A 14,031-nucleotide genomic window follows, 5' to 3' on the forward strand; every position below is an offset into this window, starting at 1 on the left:
ATATCGATTTATCACTAATTGATTGGTAAGATGAGCGCAATCAACCAGCCCATTAACAAATGGTATTCTATTTTGAAACTACAAGACATCCTTTCTCTCCCAGAACTTGACGGTAAACTACTAAACCTAGCAAAAACTCAAGGCTTTGTAACAGCGATGGCTGCAGCGCCAAACGTATTAATGCCTCAAGAGTGGTTGCCATTCTTATGGGGTGGAGAAGAAACAGCGCCATTTACTGACGGTGAGCAACTAGAGCAATACATTGACGAGATTGTACAAATGTGGAACCAAACTCGTCCCGCTCTCCTAGAAGGCACTTGGCAGTGGCCTGCAGGGTGCGCGCTAGATGAGCAAGACATTGTAACAAGTCAGGCTCGCGATTTCTGTGAAGGTGTATTACAAGGCTGGCAACTTGCGCGTGATGACTGGGAAACGTTGATGCCTGAGGATAGCGAAGATAATGCCCTACTCGGTGGTGTTTTACTTTCTCTTACTATGCTTTACGACCCAGAAACGACCATTGAAACATTGGCCGAACAAGGTATGGAAGGCTTAGAGCAGTTTGAGGAAATCTTCAATGCAATGCCAGTGATGTTATGTGGTCTTACCCAGCGCGGTGTTGCATTAGCTGAAGAACAATAGACGCAACGCTGTCGACCATCAAGATTGAACGGCTGAATAGACAAAAAGCTCTCCAAATGGAGAGCTTTTTTGATCATGTTAAAATTACATGTGGAATATACCGCGCCATATCTTGAGTCACTAAGCTACTGTCTTCCCTAATCGAAATACCGGCAGCTCTATCATTGACCAACCAACTGCCAATTAACGTATGGTTTTGCCCAAACTTAGGTAGTGGATGGTATTGCTGGACGATATTAAATTTAGATTCATAAGGCCCTGACGTTTTAACAAAACGTTTTCCATCGATGACGATCTCGATGTTCGCGCCCTCTCGAGAAAATAGTGGCTTGATGACATAATCTCTCATAGTGTTCGCTTTTGAATTGTTAGCAAAATAAGCGGGCAAAAGGTTCGGGTGGTTAGGAAAGCGCTCCCACAATAACGGTAAAAGTGCTTTATTGGATAGAATCGACTTCCACATCGGTTCTAACCAGTTTACGTTCGCAGTCGCTAAGTACTTCGCATATTCCTCTTCAAACATAAACTCCCAAGGGTAAAGCTTAAACATCCAACGAATCGCTCTGTCGTCAGCATCCACAAACAGACCATCTTCCGTCACTCCAATATCTTCGACATGCACGAATGCCGTTGCTAACCCTGCCTCTCGCGCGCAATCCTCTAAATACTGGACAGTCCCTTTATCTTCTTCAGTGTACTTGCAGCAGCTAAAGTGAAGTGTTTGTCCTGGTTGGTATTTTGCTATTTCAGCAAAGCGCTCGATCAAAAAGTCTTGAAGAATATTGAATTGATCCGCGCTCTGGTGAACTCGACCTTTATTTACAACATCTTCTAGCCACACCCACTGCCAAAAGCCAGTTTCAAACAAGCTGGTTGGCGTATCCGCATTGTTTTCCAGTAATTTTGCTGGCGAGGTCCCGTTGTACGCGAAATCCAGCCGCGAATAAAGCGAAGGTTCGCTTCGTCTCCATGAAGAAGCGACCTGCTCCCACATAGATTCAGGGATCGCACATTGCGTCAGCAACCGCTCACTCCGAACGACTTCATCCACAATAGCCAGGCACATCTGATGCAGCTCTTCAGTGGGCGCTTCTATATCGCGCTCAATTTGCTCCAGCGTGAATTGATAGTAAGCACTCTCATCCCAATACGGTTGGTCATACATGGTATGGAAACCAAAACCAAACTGGCGTGCTAATTCACGCCAGTTTTCGCGCTCTTGTATTTCTCGTCGAAACATAGTGCTTTTTAACCGCCTCGACTGACCGACACCGCTTTACCAAACCCGCCTCGAGACATCGCCCTGCCAATGGTGCCGCCGCCACGTTTATTAAGGCTATTCGTCGCAACTTTGGTCGGCTGATTTCGGTAGGAGCCAAAGAATTGTCCTGCTCCATTATAGAATTTGGATTTATAACGGTACATCGGCTCTGAGTAATAGCTCTTGTTATAACCTTTCAACCCGCTTAATGAGCGACTGTAAAAAAAACCGCCAAAGTTAGGTACATAAGCTCGGGAACTGGAACTGTAGTAACAATCATCCTCGTAGAAATCATTCTCGCATTCGAACTCGCTGCGGTAGCGAGGGGCATTTTGTTCGGCACGAGCTAAAGCTTCTTGGTATGCAATGTCACACTGTTCACTAAACTCAGGCGAGTTAGATTTACACTCATCAGCATCAGAAAAAATGTACCCTTCTGTTTTTGACTCGTACGTAGCAAAGAAGAAAATACCACCAAAGGCAGCAAAGGGAAGAATTTTCCCAAGCTTTAAGCTTTTGTCCATGGAAGAACGTTTAACGTTAGAACTCCGCTTCATCGTTCCTCCTAGTAGGTCATGCACGCGGCATTCAATACGCCAACCGAAACAGAAACTGCTGCTAATACAATACCGGCTGGCAGTTCATCTTTTTCGATACGCTCTGCCACTTTCGGAAGTAAAATAAAGCGTACAATTGCAAATGCAATAATTTGAGCAAGCATTGCAACAACGCCCCATACCATAAAATCGACGATATTGACTGAGTTTTTTGCCGCCCCCGAAATCGCGAGACAGTAACCAAGGAAGGCCCCACTTAGCGCAATCGCTGCTGCTGTATTTTGTTTTTCTTTGATCAGATGCCACTCATCGTATGGCGTCAACTTGACGTAGATGAACTTAAACGCCAATACAAAAATAATAGAAACAGAGAAATAGAGTAAAAAGTTTGGGAAGCCTGCTAACAGGCCAGCAATCATGTGCATTATTGTTCCTTGTTCATTTCTTTCCAGGCAAAATCTTCAATACGTTCATCTGCAATGTAAAACAGCTTGGTACTCGCGGGTACTTCAGCATCTAAATCTGGGTTGAGTTGAATACCATCGCCAATATCAAAAGCAATCAGCGTGGCATGATGGCGTCTTTTGAGAAAAACGAAGAGATTCTCAATAGTGGTGGCAGACTGCCCCTCAGGATAAATAACTGAGTATTGCGTCATACCTCGTGTTGAAGCCAAAAGCTCCTGATGAAGCGCACTTGAGCCCGGGTCAACCGCCGCTTTTGCCAACATTTCTGCGCCAACAGCAGGTATGCATTCCGCTTTCGGGCAATGCTGACTTAGAAGTCGGCCTAGCGCTTCATCTTTAAAGTAAGCGACCAAATGAGCGGAAGGGTTTACAGATGCGCAGTATAGAGCGGCTGACAAGGTAATGTCGTCCGAGAGATTATCCACAATAATGCAAGCGGCTTCGGCAATATTGGCGTTTTTCATTTCTTGCGAATCGGTATAACTGGTCACTTTGATAAAACTGATTTCGCCAGGTAACGGGTTCTCTATTTCTGAACGGCTGCATAAAACAATCGGACGCTTTCCCTCTTCTTCATGTTGTAACATGCGAATAAGGTGCATCGTTCTCGATCCATTCCAGCCCAACAATACAATATGGTTTTCCACTCTTACTCTCCGTTTTCCTAAAATACCCGCTCGCCAATAGTCCATCGCTGCTCCAGCGACACGCCCCAATAATGCGGCGAATAAGCTCAAACCGCCGGGGATTACAAATAATACGACAACCCATTTACCCAAATCTGTTACTGGAGAATGGTCGCCATAACCCACCGTACTCGCCGTAACCATGAGGTAATAGATAAAGTTAGCGAAACTGTCTGTTAATGCTGTTTCACCAGCGAGAACCAGCAGCCACCATGAAAGGCTCACATATAAGCCACTAAAGATGAGAAGGCTTCGGTTGCTCAATTTAAAAAGGTGTGAACTAAGCCACTTTTTAACTACTAACCACACCGCCATAAATTTATGACCTCGATATTCATTGATTGCATCAATAGTAACTCATTGATAGTAAGACACAAAAAAACCAGCCATATTCGACTGGTTTTTGAGATTTACTTTCAGTTACGCCTACTTTTTAAGCATTACCTTTCACTTGCATATTTAGCTGCTCAGCAAAATCTAGCATGCGGTTAAGTGGTATAAGGGATTTAACACGCAGTTCTTCGTCAACAAAAATCTCGTGCTCTTTACCACCTTCACTAAGCGCTTTCTCAATTGCTTTCAAACCGTTCATTGCCATCCAAGGACAGTGTGCACAGCTGCGGCATGTTGCGCCTGCACCTGCGGTTGGTGCTTCGATAAGTTCTTTTTCTGGCACTAGTTGCTGCATTTTAAAGAAAATACCTTTGTCTGTCGCAACGATCATTTGTTTGTGAGGAAGCTCTTTCGCTGCTTTGATCAGCTGACTCGTTGATCCAACGGCATCGGCAAGTTCTACGACGCTTGCTGGTGACTCAGGGTGAACCAAAATAGCCGCATCTGGATACACGCTCTTCATTTTTCGTAACGCATCAGCAGAGAACTCATCATGAACCACACACTCACCCTGCCAAAGCAGCATATCTGCGCCAGTTTTGTTAGCGATGTACGATCCTAGGTGACGGTCTGGTCCCCAAATAATTGGCTTATCTTCAGCGTCTAAGTGTTCCACGATTTCAAGCGCAATACTCGATGTAACGACCCAGTCGGCACGGGCTTTAACCGCTGCTGAGGTGTTTGCGTAAACTACAACCGTATGATCAGGGTGAGCATCACAAAACTCGCTGAACTTATCCGCAGGACAGCCAAGGTCGAGCGAACATTCCGCTTCCAACGTTGGCATTAGAATGCGCTTTTCTGGTGTCAGAATTTTGGCCGACTCGCCCATAAAGCGAACACCACCAATAATCAATGTACTTGCAGGGTGACGATTACCAAACTTCGCCATTTCCAACGAGTCACCAACAAACCCGCCAGTGTCTTCAGCTAGGGCTTGAATCTCAGGGTCGGTATAGTAGTGCGCGATAAGTACCGCATCTTTTTCTTTGAGTAACTTTTTAATACGCTCAATGTAAGATGCTTTTTCTTCTTCGCTTAATGGAACTGGTTTCGGTGGGAATGGGTAAACAGTGTCGATTTTATCTAATATATGGCTCATTGCTCTTGCTCTACGCAACTTCCTTTAATCCGAGTATTGTAACCTCGTTAATTTTCAAAAACCAACTTGTCGCGGGGATTTCTAGCGGTCTAGCCGTATATCTTTGTTACAGGTAGCATTTCCGAGTAGCGAAATTCGGTGCAACACAAGGTCAGAGGCTCTGCATCATTGCTATCGACTTAGCCGTTCTGCACCAACAGAAAATGGAAAAGAAAAAGGAAGCCGAAGCTTCCTTTTTAAAACATAACGTCTTACAGCTTAGAGCTGGCAAGTTTTGCAGATGCACTACCTGGGTATTCATCAACCACTTGTTGGTAGTACTTTTTCGCTTGAGCTGCATTGTTATTACGCTCAGCGATTTCGCCTAACTTAAGCAACGCATCGGCTCGCTTATTAGAGTCTTTATAAGACACCACAGCGGCAAAACTTTTCACTGCATCCTCATCCTGCTTTTTAGCGAAGTACAACTGACCTAACCAGTAGTGAGAATTCGCTGAATATGTAGAATCAGGATAATCTTTCTGGAACTGCTGGAACGCTGCAATTGCACCAGTGTAATCACGCTTTTTGAGAATGAGGTCAACTGCATTCTGATATGCCGTTTGCTCATCAACATTTGGAGTGTACTGGCCACCTGTTTTCACAGGTTGTGCTTCTTGTGCAGGTGTGGATTTTATCTCTCCACGAACACGATCCAGCTCGACAAACAACTCACGTTGACGTTGCAACATTTGTTTCATTTCGTAGCTATTTCGCTCTAATTGACCACGCAATTCACTGATCTCTTGCGACATTTGGTCAATTTGCTGTTGCATTTGGAGCTGAACGCGATTGCGGTTTTGGAGCAAACGTTCTAGACGCTCTACTTCCGTTTCAGATGAACGGCTCTTAGAGACGGATGATGTGCTGTTGAGATCAGATACTGGAGCTGGTGCAGCGAACGCAAAGTTCGCTGCACTTGCCAGTAACGTAAGCGCAACAGCGCGCTTAGTGTTACTGAACATGAGGATTACCTCGAATTAGTATACTAGAACCGCGCGACGGTTCTTAGCGTAAACTTCATCTGATTGACCTAGAAGAAGTGGCTTCTCTTCACCGTAGCTAACGATTGAGATTTGGTCAGCTTGAACACCTAGTGCTTGTAGGTAGTTCGCTACTGCTTGTGCACGACGCTCACCTAGAGCAATGTTGTACTCAGGTGTACCGCGCTCATCAGCGTGACCTTCGATAGTTACGTTAAGTGCTGGGTTCTTGCTTAGGTAAGAAGCGTGAGCCGCTAGCATCTCTTCGTAATCTGCTGCAATTGTTGAGTTGTCAAAAGCAAAGTAGATTGTTTGAGTTTCACGTAGCGCTTGCTCTTTTAGCTCTTGCTCTGTCAACTGACCGCTTTGATCAATTGGCGTTGCTACTGTTGTTTCCACTGCGCCATTGTTGTTTGTTGCTGCACCAGTGTTAGAAGCAGCGTCGTCGCTTGAACTACACGCTGTAACAGCCATTACAGGAAGCGCGATTAGTAGCCCTTTTAGAACCTTGTTCAGTTGCATCTTATTTTCCTTTATTAATCAAACTTATTACTACAAAAACGGTGACCATGCAGGCGCTCGAACACGCCCATTTGTTGCCGGTAATCTAGCTTTGAATCGACCATCAATTGACACCATCGATAGTACGTTTTTCTTGTTGTAAATCGAGCTATACACAACCATGCCACCATTTGGGGCAATACTAGGAGACTCATCAAGCAAGGTCTTAGTTAAGACTTGAAGAGCACCAGTTTCCAAATCTTGTTTCGCCAAATTAAATCCTGCGTTGCTGCGGTTCACCATAACTAGGAATCGCCCATCAGGAGTAATCTGACCACCCAAATTTTGGCTGCCTTGCCAAGTCAAACGGTCAATAGAACCGCTGCCCAAATTTACTTGATAAATCTGTGGTTTACCACCCCTATCCGATGTGAAAATCAACGATTTTCCATCCGGATGCCAGAACGGTTCCGTATTATTTGATCTGCCACGCGTAATTTGCGTCAGCTTACGAGTGTTAAGGTCAAACGTATAAACATGAAGCGAGCCTGTTTTAGAAAGAACAATCGCTAACTTATTGCCATCTGGCGAAAATCTTGGCGCACCATTGTGACGTGGGTATGAAGTAATTTTCTCACGTTCACCGGTGTAGATGTTCATGATGAAGATTTCTGCTTGGCCATTTTGGAAGCTAACATATGCAAGCTTTTTACCATCGGGTGACCACGCTGGTGACATTAATGGTTGCTTAGAGCGTAAAACCAGACGCTCATTGTAGCCATCGTAATCAGCGACTCGAAGTTGGTAAGGGAAACGGTCTTTATCGTTCACTACCACATATGCGATACGAGTCATGAAAGCGCCACGGTCGCCAGTTAACTGCTCATACACCAAATCAGAGATACGGTGAGCGTACTCACGCATACGAGGCCCTTGAACAGTGGCTACTTTATTGAACAGCACATGATCTTTTGACAGGACTAATTCACCGTCACTACCAAGCGCCTTACTCTTCCCACCTGTTAACTGACCACGCACAATATCAACAAGTTGATAGTTGATAACGTAGTCACCTTGGTCGTTTTGCTTGATTGAACCAGTCAATAGCGCATCCACACCTAAATTGGTCCAAGCATCAAAATTAACTTCTGATTCACTGAACGGTGTTTGTGGCATTTTGCTCGTTGGAACTGGGCTGAATTTACCACTACGTTGTAAATCCGAGGCGATAACAGCAGAAACATCCGTTGGAAGCGCTTGTGTGCCCTCCCACTTAAACGGAACAACAGCAATTGGTCGTGCTGAATCAATACCATCGGTAATGACCAACTCTAATGCGGCATTCGCCACATTTGTCATACTGCTAAGCAGTACAAACATTCCTAGTAAAAGGCGTCTAATCACGTCTTATTCCTTTTAGTCCAAAGCAACAGTTATGTTGATGTCTTTTAGTCTTTCATTGACCGCTGATTCTGAAGATTTAGGGAACGTCCCTACCTGAGCTATTGCTCGCTTTGCCGCAGCACATACTCGAGTATCGCCACTCAAAACGGTAACACCAGAGACCATCATATCAGTTCCTGTCGGAATCAATTTGATGTTTACCCTACACTCCTTTCCCAGCAAGTAGTCATCCTTAATCAGCTTTTGCTGAATATTTTGAGTATAGATGGATGACATACGAGAAAGTTCGTCGTCAATAAATTGATTGCGCGCAGCACTGTTTTTACTGACCTCATCCTCGAGACCCGCAAAAATATCATCTAACGCGGCTTCTTGAGCTTTACGCTCACGCTCGGCACGCTCAGCTGCTTCTCTCGCTTTACGCTCTCGCTCCGCCGCCTCTTTTGCCGCTTTCTCTTTTGCGATGCGCTCTTGTTCAGCTTTTTTAGCAGCTTCACGCTCACGACGTGCTTTTTCTTCCGCTTCTTTTGCTGCTTTTTCACGAGCTAAACGTTCTTGCTCAGCTTTTGCTATAGCCGCCTCTTTTGCTAAACGCTCCTGCTCAGCTTTACGCACGGCTTCTTCTTTTTCCTTGCGCTCTTTTTCTAGCTTAGCAGCTCGCTCTTTTTCTTTGCGAACACGTTCTTCTTCCTGCTTGCGCTCTTGCTCTTTTTTCTTACGTGCAGCTTCTGCTTCTCGTGCCGCTTGAGCATCTTTCGCTTGCTGCTCTTTCAACTTGCGAATTTGCTCTTCTTCAGCTTTGCGGTTTTTTTCTAGCTGCTCTGCTTCGCGTCTCAGTTTATCAAGACGCTCTTGTTCTTTTTTCGCTGCCTTTTCGCGTTGCTGGCGAATTTCTTTCGCTTGTTGCTGCACAAGTTTTGGATCGATGACAACAGCTTGAACCATTTGTCCTGTAGGCTCTGGTTTAGACATGTTGAAGTCCGTCCCCCAAAGCAGGGCTGCAACTAGAATTGCATGCAAACCAACCGATATTGCTATCGGTTTGGCGTATTGGTTGGGTTTCTTCTTGTGATCTTTCATAGATAATTGATGTCTATTCCCTGATATCGGTCATTAGACCTACCTTAGGGATACCAGCTCGACTTAGTTCATCCAGCAATAGAACAACATCGGCATATGGTGTTGCCGCGTCGCCACCTACCGCAACTGGTGAATCCGGCTTAACCTCTCGCTCCGCTTTCACTCGCACAATAACATCTTGCAACGACAAACCTCGCTGAACTTCTTCATCATTTACGCTTAGGCCTAAATTACCCTCGCTATCAATTTCGATGATAATAAAGCTACTGTCAGTCTCGCCAGCAAGGTCTTGCATAGATTCTGCGGTCGATGTTTTCGGAAGATCAACGTCGACGCCTTGAGTCACAAATGGAGCGGTCGCCATAAAAATGATCAACAGTACGAGCATTACGTCGATATACGGAACAACGTTGATCTCCGCTGTCATTTTTCGCTTTTTAGGTTGATAACCCGCCATGCTTTATTCCTTATCCGCGCTGTCTCGGCCAGCCATCGCTTGACGATGAAGGATGCTGTGGAATTCTTCAGAAAATGTTGCGTAAGTGTGCTCTAGTTTACTCACTTTATTGCTTAGGCGGTTGTACGCCATTACTGCCGGAATAGCCGCAAATAGCCCCATCGCTGTCGCGATAAGTGCCTCGGCGATACCCGGTGCAACCATAGACAGCGTAGCTTGCTTTACTTCACCCAGCGCAATAAAGGCGTGCATGATGCCCCAAACGGTACCAAATAGGCCGATATAAGGGCTTATAGAACCGACTGTTGCCAAAAACGGTAAGCTTGTTTCTAGCTCATCTACTTCACGAGAAACAGCAACGCGCATTGCGCGGCCAGTGCCTTCCATGATGTAAGCTGGTGAATTTGCGTTGCTCTTACGTAGGCGAGCAAACTCTGTAAAACCTGCGTAGAAGATTTCTTCTGTGCCTTCAATTTCGTCTTTACGCGCTTTTACTTTTTGGTAAAGCTGAGAAAGATCAGTACCCGACCAAAATTTGTCTTCAAACTGCTCTGCATTTTTTGATGCTTGAGAAAGCACTTTGCTGCGCTTGATGATCATTGCCCATGACACAATTGACATGCCAAGCAACGTCAGCATCACAAGCTTTACCAACAGACTGGCCTGAAGAAAGAGATCTAAAATGGAAATATCAGCAGTCACTATTTGTTAGCTCCGAATTTATAAAGGTTGGAATAGCTATTGGTTTCATTTTCTTATTATCGATACATGCTACCTTAACCGAGGCCTTGCACAATATCTTGCCTTGATCATTGACCAACTCTTGACAGAATTGCAGAGAAGCACGTTTTATTTCTGACACTCGGGTTACGACTGTCAGATGCTCGTCCAGCCTAGCCCCTTGGTTGAAATCGATATCCATGTGTCGGACAACAAAGCCGATATTTTGTTCCAGTAACACATGTTGAGAAATGCCTTTAGCACGTAACATCTCTGTCCGTGCGCGCTCAAAGAATTTTAGATAATTAGAATGATATACAACACCGCCCGCATCAGTGTCTTCATAGTACACGGTGATCGGCCAGTGAAAGAGATTTGATGTGTCTTGCAAGGGAGTACCAATATATTCAATTCTTTAAAGTAATTACTATAACTGAAGCGACAGCAATTGGTACCGAGCTAAGGAAATATTTTTGAAATTTGTAGAAAAAATAAAAGCTAGGCGAGATACCTAGCTTTTATTCGATGATTTAGTAACCGACTTTATTACAGCATATTTCTGCCTAAATGAAATAAAGTGCCGTTAGATAAATTAAGATAGCTAACGAGAAATAAGGACTAAACAAAACTTGCCAGTACCAGTTTCTTGGCTTGAAGCCCACCCCATACACCATGCTTGAACATACAGACCAAATCAGTGCTGGTGCGATGATTGAGTTAAAACCACCAATTGCTTGATGGTAAGCTTCAGGGTCCCACATCACCAATCCTACGTGCATAAAGCCAAGGATGAGAGATAAGACTCGTAGCAGAGTCTTATCCATTGGTGCGTGAAGTTTCGCTACCTTATCAGCGAGGTTACTCACTGTCTTTATCCATCATTTCTGAGTGCTCTAGCCAAAGAGCGTTGATGATACCGAATGCACAAGCAAGTAGTACACCTAGAATCCATGCGAAATACCACATAGTAAATGCTCCTTAGTAAAGTGAGTTTTTGTTGTCTTCAATGTACTGGTCATCAAGGCGACCAAACATCTTGTAGTAAGTCCAAGATGTGTAACCAAGGATGATTGGCACCATAACAAACGCAACGCCTGTCATTAGGTTCAGAGTCAGCTCAGATGACGTTGCATCCCACATTGTTAAGCTGTGGCTTGGCATTAAGTCTGAAGGCATGATGAATGGGAACATCGCAAAACCTGCAGTAAAGATAACACCAGCAACACCCAAGCTTGAAGTAATGAACGAAATCGCACATTTTTCAAGACGAGATGCCAATACAGCGAGAAGCGGCATTGCAACACCTAATACAGGAGCAGCCCATAGTAGTGGGTAGTTTTCAAAGTTCTTCATCCACGCACCAGCTTCACGGATAACCTCTTTGTTTAGAGGGTTAGAAGCAGCGTTAGTGTCGATACCGCCAACAATGACGTAGCCATCGATATTTTGGATCCAGAAACCAGCCGCTACAAACGCAGCAACCGTCAGTAAACCAGCCAACTGAGCAACGTTGCGCGCACGCACATGCACTTCGCCTGTTGTTTTCATTTGTAGCCAAGTAGAACCTTGCATCAAAATCATGAACAAGCTTACTAAACCACACAACAGTGCAAATGGGTTTAGTAGACCAAAGAATGAGCCATGGTATGTTGGCATCAAGAACTCACTCAATTGGAATGGTACACCTTGTAGAAGGTTGCCAAACGCTACACCAAAGATGATTGGCGGAACAAAACCACTGATTGAGATACAGATATCCCAGGTATTGCGCCATTTTGGATCTTCGATTTTAGAGCGGTAGTCTAGGCCCAGAGGACGAAGCCATAGCGCTGCTAGTGTCAAAATCATCGCTAAGTAGAAGCCTGAAAATGACGTTGCGTAAACCAAAGGCCAAGCTGCGAACAGTGCACCACCAGCAGTGATAAGCCAAACTTGGTTACCATCCCAGTGAGGAGCAATTGAGTTAATCATGACACGGCGTTGCGTGTCGTTTTTACCGATGATAGGTACAAGCGCGCCTACACCCATATCGAAGCCGTCTGTTACTGCAAAACCAACTAGTAGAACACCGATTAGTACCCACCAGATGAGTCGCAAGATTTCGTAATCAAACATCTTGTTATCTCCTTACCTTACGCTTCTACTTGGCGACTAACTTTGTCTTCAACAGAGTCAGCATTTTGCTCGAAGTGGTAGCGACCCGTTTTCAGGCTACTTGGACCTTTACGAGCGAATTTCAACATTAGGTAAACTTCTGCAATCAGGAATACCGTGTATAGCGCCAGAATTGCGAAGAGTGAAGTCCAGATTTCACCTGCAGTTAGTGCAGAAGCTGCAACATGCACTGGTAAAATTTCACCTACAGCCCAAGGTTGACGGCCGTACTCAGCGACGAACCAACCCGCTTCAATTGCAATCCAAGGTAGTGGAATGCTAAATAGTGCAGCTTTTAGAATCCATTGTTTCTGCTCAATCTTCTGACGACACGTTTGGATAAACGCCGCACCAAAGACAAACAACATGATGAAGCCACAAGCAACCATGATACGGAATGACCAGAATAGCGGCCATACTGTTGGGATTGAGTCGTCCGCAGCAGCTTGGATTTGCTCTTCTGTTGCATCAACAACATTGTCTGTGTAGCGTTTTAGAAGTAGACCGTAACCTAGGTCACCTTTCACTTCATCAAACGCAGTCATGTTTTCTTCTGACTTATCGCCCGCACGAAGCTTCTCTAGAAGTTCATAAGCGTACATGCCGTCACGAATACGATCGACGTGTTCATCACGTAAATCACGAAGACCTGTTACTTGCTCATCAAAAGAACGTGTCGCGATAATACCCATTACGTAAGGGATCTTAATTGCGTAATCGGTATGCATCGTTTCCTGGTTAGGAACACCAAATAACGTAAATGCGGCAGGTGCAGGTTCAGTGTGCCACTCTGCTTCAATTGCAGCGAGTTTCACTTTTTGAACTTCACCAAGCTCGTAGCCAGATTCGTCACCAAGAACGATGGTAGATAAGATAGCTGCAATACCGAAAGAAGCAGCAATAGCAAACGAACGACGAGCAAACGCAATGTCACGACCTTTTAATAGGTAGTATGAACTGATGCCTAGAATAAACATTGCGCCACAAGTGTAACCAGAAGCAACCGTATGCACGAACTTAACCTGAGCAACTGGGTTTAGTACAACCTCAGAGAAGCTCACCATTTCCATTCGCATGGTTTCGAAGTTGAAATCTGCGCCTACTGGGTTTTGCATCCAGCCGTTTGCGATAAGAATCCAAAGAGCAGAGAAGTTAGAGCCTAGTGCAACAAGCCAGGTAACCGCTAAGTGTTGGCGTTTAGATAGACGATCCCACCCGAAGAAGAATAGACCAACAAAAGTTGACTCCAGGAAGAATGCGACAAGTGCTTCGATCGCTAGCGGTGCACCGAAGATATCACCTACATAGTGGGAGTAGTAAGACCAGTTCGTACCAAACTGGAACTCCATGGTAAGGCCTGTCGCCACACCAAGTGCAAAGTTAATACCGAATAGCTTACCCCAGAACTTGGTCATGTCCTTATAGATTTGCTTGTTCGTCATTACGTACATCGATTCCATAATGGCCAGAAGGAAGGCCATACCAAGGGTCAATGGTACGAATAGGAAGTGATACATCGCTGTCAGTGCAAACTGCAACCGCGATAGATCAACTACGTCAATCATGGTAACTCCTATGTGTCGGC

General features: G+C 45.0%; 17 protein-coding genes. 1 reads left to right on the forward strand and 16 read right to left on the reverse strand.

The genetic code is table 11. From position 1 onward, the window contains the following. Positions 1–30: 30 nt before the first annotated feature. Positions 31–642 carry a YecA family protein gene (locus tag R8269_RS08260; protein ID WP_005378278.1) on the forward strand — a complete coding sequence of 204 codons (612 nt, stop codon included), beginning with the start codon at positions 31–33 and terminating at the stop codon, positions 640–642. A 73-nt stretch (positions 643–715) separates the two neighbouring features. Here the strand turns inward: R8269_RS08260 and R8269_RS08265 are convergent, their stop codons facing one another. From R8269_RS08265 to cydA, 16 genes are all read right to left on the reverse strand, one after another. Beyond that, complete coding sequence (locus R8269_RS08265) at positions 716–1,882, reverse strand: glutathionylspermidine synthase family protein (RefSeq protein ID WP_054575114.1); 1,167 nt, start codon at positions 1,880–1,882, stop codon at positions 716–718. A gap of 8 nt (positions 1,883–1,890) precedes the next feature. Then, entirely contained in the window at positions 1,891–2,460 is a 570-nt protein-coding gene (locus R8269_RS08270) for a DUF1190 domain-containing protein (RefSeq protein WP_025766906.1), read from the reverse strand. Between the two features lie 8 nt (positions 2,461–2,468). Then, positions 2,469–2,885, reverse strand: coding sequence for a DUF350 domain-containing protein (locus tag R8269_RS08275; protein ID WP_005378281.1), 417 nt, complete (start codon positions 2,883–2,885; stop codon positions 2,469–2,471). Continuing rightward, positions 2,885–3,928: a potassium channel protein gene (locus R8269_RS08280; RefSeq protein ID WP_017635053.1), complete on the reverse strand. Its 1,044-nt coding sequence runs from the start codon at positions 3,926–3,928 to the stop codon at positions 2,885–2,887. Before R8269_RS08280 ends, R8269_RS08275 begins: the two co-directional genes overlap by 1 nt. Before the next feature lie 118 nt (positions 3,929–4,046). Next, positions 4,047–5,108, reverse strand: coding sequence for a quinolinate synthase NadA (gene nadA, locus R8269_RS08285; RefSeq protein ID WP_017635054.1), 1,062 nt, complete (start codon positions 5,106–5,108; stop codon positions 4,047–4,049). Between the two features lie 251 nt (positions 5,109–5,359). Further along, positions 5,360–6,112: a tol-pal system protein YbgF gene (ybgF, locus tag R8269_RS08290; protein ID WP_005378285.1), complete on the reverse strand. Its 753-nt coding sequence runs from the start codon at positions 6,110–6,112 to the stop codon at positions 5,360–5,362. A gap of 15 nt (positions 6,113–6,127) precedes the next feature. Beyond that, complete coding sequence (gene pal / locus R8269_RS08295) at positions 6,128–6,652, reverse strand: peptidoglycan-associated lipoprotein Pal (protein ID WP_005378293.1); 525 nt, start codon at positions 6,650–6,652, stop codon at positions 6,128–6,130. A 30-nt stretch (positions 6,653–6,682) separates the two neighbouring features. Beyond that, positions 6,683–8,035, reverse strand: a complete 1,353-nt coding sequence (gene tolB, locus R8269_RS08300) for a Tol-Pal system beta propeller repeat protein TolB (protein ID WP_081048878.1) — start codon at positions 8,033–8,035, stop codon at positions 6,683–6,685. 12 nt (positions 8,036–8,047) lie between these two features. After that, positions 8,048–9,115 carry a cell envelope integrity protein TolA gene (gene tolA / locus R8269_RS08305; RefSeq protein ID WP_215810636.1) on the reverse strand — a complete coding sequence of 356 codons (1,068 nt, stop codon included), beginning with the start codon at positions 9,113–9,115 and terminating at the stop codon, positions 8,048–8,050. 13 nt (positions 9,116–9,128) lie between these two features. Continuing rightward, a complete protein-coding gene (locus R8269_RS08310) occupies positions 9,129–9,572 on the reverse strand; it encodes an ExbD/TolR family protein (RefSeq protein ID WP_005378298.1) in 444 nt (147 codons plus the stop codon). A gap of 3 nt (positions 9,573–9,575) precedes the next feature. Further along, positions 9,576–10,274, reverse strand: coding sequence for a protein TolQ (tolQ, locus tag R8269_RS08315; RefSeq protein ID WP_005378301.1), 699 nt, complete (start codon positions 10,272–10,274; stop codon positions 9,576–9,578). Beyond that, complete coding sequence (gene ybgC / locus R8269_RS08320; RefSeq protein WP_258476568.1) at positions 10,264–10,683, reverse strand: tol-pal system-associated acyl-CoA thioesterase; 420 nt, start codon at positions 10,681–10,683, stop codon at positions 10,264–10,266. The genes tolQ and ybgC overlap by 11 nt, the downstream gene beginning before the upstream one ends. A gap of 172 nt (positions 10,684–10,855) precedes the next feature. Beyond that, positions 10,856–11,158: a cyd operon protein YbgE gene (gene ybgE, locus R8269_RS08325; protein ID WP_005378304.1), complete on the reverse strand. Its 303-nt coding sequence runs from the start codon at positions 11,156–11,158 to the stop codon at positions 10,856–10,858. Further along, entirely contained in the window at positions 11,151–11,258 is a 108-nt protein-coding gene (cydX, locus tag R8269_RS08330) for a cytochrome bd-I oxidase subunit CydX (protein WP_000270284.1), read from the reverse strand. The genes ybgE and cydX overlap by 8 nt, the downstream gene beginning before the upstream one ends. A 12-nt stretch (positions 11,259–11,270) precedes the next feature. After that, entirely contained in the window at positions 11,271–12,407 is a 1,137-nt protein-coding gene (gene cydB / locus R8269_RS08335; protein WP_006742909.1) for a cytochrome d ubiquinol oxidase subunit II, read from the reverse strand. A gap of 17 nt (positions 12,408–12,424) precedes the next feature. Further along, on the reverse strand, positions 12,425–14,011 hold the full coding sequence (gene cydA, locus R8269_RS08340) for a cytochrome ubiquinol oxidase subunit I (RefSeq protein WP_005378311.1): 1,587 nt from the start codon (positions 14,009–14,011) through the stop codon (positions 12,425–12,427). Between the last annotated feature and the right edge of the window lie 20 nt (positions 14,012–14,031).

Source organism: Vibrio sp. Vb0667 (assembly GCF_033391095.1).

Excerpts from the sequence above, each read along its gene's own strand:
- R8269_RS08260 (WP_005378278.1), top strand. The coding sequence starts at position 31 with ATGAGCGCAATCAACCAGCCCATTAACAAATGGTATTCTATTTTGAAA.
- R8269_RS08265 (WP_054575114.1), bottom strand. The coding sequence starts at position 1,882 with ATGTTTCGACGAGAAATACAAGAGCGCGAAAACTGGCGTGAATTAGCA.
- R8269_RS08270 (WP_025766906.1), bottom strand. The coding sequence starts at position 2,460 with ATGAAGCGGAGTTCTAACGTTAAACGTTCTTCCATGGACAAAAGCTTA.
- R8269_RS08275 (WP_005378281.1), bottom strand. The coding sequence starts at position 2,885 with ATGCACATGATTGCTGGCCTGTTAGCAGGCTTCCCAAACTTTTTACTC.
- R8269_RS08280 (WP_017635053.1), bottom strand. The coding sequence starts at position 3,928 with ATGGCGGTGTGGTTAGTAGTTAAAAAGTGGCTTAGTTCACACCTTTTT.
- nadA (WP_017635054.1), bottom strand. The coding sequence starts at position 5,108 with ATGAGCCATATATTAGATAAAATCGACACTGTTTACCCATTCCCACCG.
- ybgF (WP_005378285.1), bottom strand. The coding sequence starts at position 6,112 with ATGTTCAGTAACACTAAGCGCGCTGTTGCGCTTACGTTACTGGCAAGT.
- pal (WP_005378293.1), bottom strand. The coding sequence starts at position 6,652 with ATGCAACTGAACAAGGTTCTAAAAGGGCTACTAATCGCGCTTCCTGTA.
- tolA (WP_215810636.1), bottom strand. The coding sequence starts at position 9,115 with ATGAAAGATCACAAGAAGAAACCCAACCAATACGCCAAACCGATAGCA.
- R8269_RS08310 (WP_005378298.1), bottom strand. The coding sequence starts at position 9,572 with ATGGCGGGTTATCAACCTAAAAAGCGAAAAATGACAGCGGAGATCAAC.
- cydX (WP_000270284.1), bottom strand. The coding sequence starts at position 11,258 with ATGTGGTATTTCGCATGGATTCTAGGTGTACTACTTGCTTGTGCATTC.
- cydB (WP_006742909.1), bottom strand. The coding sequence starts at position 12,407 with ATGTTTGATTACGAAATCTTGCGACTCATCTGGTGGGTACTAATCGGT.
- cydA (WP_005378311.1), bottom strand. The coding sequence starts at position 14,011 with ATGATTGACGTAGTTGATCTATCGCGGTTGCAGTTTGCACTGACAGCG.